We start from the raw sequence: 1,518 nt of genomic DNA on the forward strand, positions 1-1,518 counted from the left end.
AAGATGCCGCGCTTTTCGGTCACCGCGAGCGAATGGATCAGCGCCGTGCCGGCCAGCCACGGCATGAACGAAGCGTTCTCGACTGGATCCCAGAACCACCAGCCGCCCCAGCCGAGTTCGTTGTAGGCCCACCAGGAACCGAGGGTGATGCCCAAGGTCAGGAACATCCAGGCGGTGGTCGTCCACGGCCGGGTCCAGCGCGCCCAGGCAGCGTCGAGCTTGCCGGTGATCAGTGCCGCGACGGCAAACGCAAAGGCGACGCTGAAGCCGACGTAGCCCATGTACAAGGTCGGCGGATGGATCGCCAAGCCGAAATCCTGCAGCAGCGGATTGAGATCACGGCCCTGCAAGGGCACCGGGAACAGGCGTTCGAAGGGGTTCGAGGTCAGCAGCATGAACAGCAGCAGGCCGACACTGATCACGCCGAGCACAGCGATCACCAGCGCGCTGAGTTCAGCCGGAATGCGCCGGTTGAACACCGACACCGCGAAGGTCCAGCCGGACAGCATCAGCATCCACAGCAGCAGCGAGCCTTCATGCGCGCCCCAGACCGCCGAGATGCGATAGATCATCGGCAGATCGGTGTGGGCGTTCTGGGCGACATAGGCCACCGAGAAATCGGTGTTGATGAACGACACCGTCAGACACAGGTAGGCGATGGCGATGCAGAAGAACTGCGCCTGCGCGGCCGAAGCTGCCGAGGCCAGCAGGCGGGCGTCACGCCGACGCCAGCCGATCATCGGCGCGACGGTCTGCAGGATGGCGATGCCCAGCGCGAGGATCAGCGCGTAGTGACCGATTTCCGGAATCACGATTTGGCGGCCGATTCGACAGCCTTGAAGGGCATGCAGGAATGCTTGCCAGTGTCCGGATCACCCTTCAGCGCATCGGCAACCTGCGGCGGCATGTAATTCTCGTCGTGCTTGGCGAGGATGCGGGTGGCCACGAATACGTGGTCGGCATCGAGATGACCATCGGCGACCACGCCCTGCCCTTCGCGGAACAGATCGGGCAGCACGCCGTCGTAGCGCACCGGGATGTTCTTGGCGCAATCGGCGACGCGGAACTCCACCCGCAGGCCGCCGGCGCGGACCAGGCTGCCTTTCTCGACCAGCCCGCCCAGCTGCATCGACGCACCGACCGGCACGGTGCCGGCGAGCAGATCGCTCGGTGTGTAGAAATACATCATGTTCTTGCGAAACGCGGTGAAGCCCAAGGCTGCCGCGACACCGACGCCGATCACCAGCGCGACGACGCCCAGCAGTCTCTGATTACGCTTGGTCATTCCGGATTGTCCTGTTCTGCCGTGTCCTCGGACAGCCGGCGGCGAAGTTCGTTGCGCTTGAAGCGCGGTGCCAGCCAATTCCACAGCAGCACCACGGCGCTCAAGGCGTAGCTGGACCAGATGAAGACGGCGTGCTTTTCGTTCACGCGGCCACCAGTTCCTTGACCCAGGCTGCTCGACGCTCGCGACGCAGCACCTCGTTCTGCATCCGTCGCAGCCACACGGCACCGAAG

Annotated in this window: 3 protein-coding genes; all 3 read right to left on the bottom strand. The window is 64.3% G+C overall.

The genetic code is table 11. From position 1 onward, the window contains the following. Nucleotides 1–812, bottom strand: an 812-nt coding sequence (locus QZY06_RS19375) for a heme lyase CcmF/NrfE family subunit (RefSeq protein ID WP_295687214.1), incomplete at its 3' end; no start/stop codon positions are given. Further along, nucleotides 809–1,285 carry a cytochrome c maturation protein CcmE gene (gene ccmE / locus QZY06_RS19380; RefSeq protein WP_022975186.1) on the bottom strand — a complete coding sequence of 159 codons (477 nt, stop codon included), beginning with the start codon at nt 1,283–1,285 and terminating at the stop codon, nt 809–811. The genes ccmE and QZY06_RS19375, both read right to left, overlap by 4 nt. After that, on the bottom strand, nt 1,282–1,431 hold the full coding sequence (ccmD, locus tag QZY06_RS19385; protein WP_295687218.1) for a heme exporter protein CcmD: 150 nt from the start codon (nt 1,429–1,431) through the stop codon (nt 1,282–1,284). Before ccmD ends, ccmE begins: the two co-directional genes overlap by 4 nt. Between the last annotated feature and the right edge of the window lie 87 nt (nt 1,432–1,518).

This window comes from uncultured Nevskia sp., assembly GCF_903885465.1.
Classification (GTDB): Bacteria; Pseudomonadota; Gammaproteobacteria; order Nevskiales; family Nevskiaceae; genus Nevskia.

Excerpts from the sequence above, each read along its gene's own strand:
- ccmE (WP_022975186.1), bottom strand. The coding sequence starts at position 1,285 with ATGACCAAGCGTAATCAGAGACTGCTGGGCGTCGTCGCGCTGGTGATC.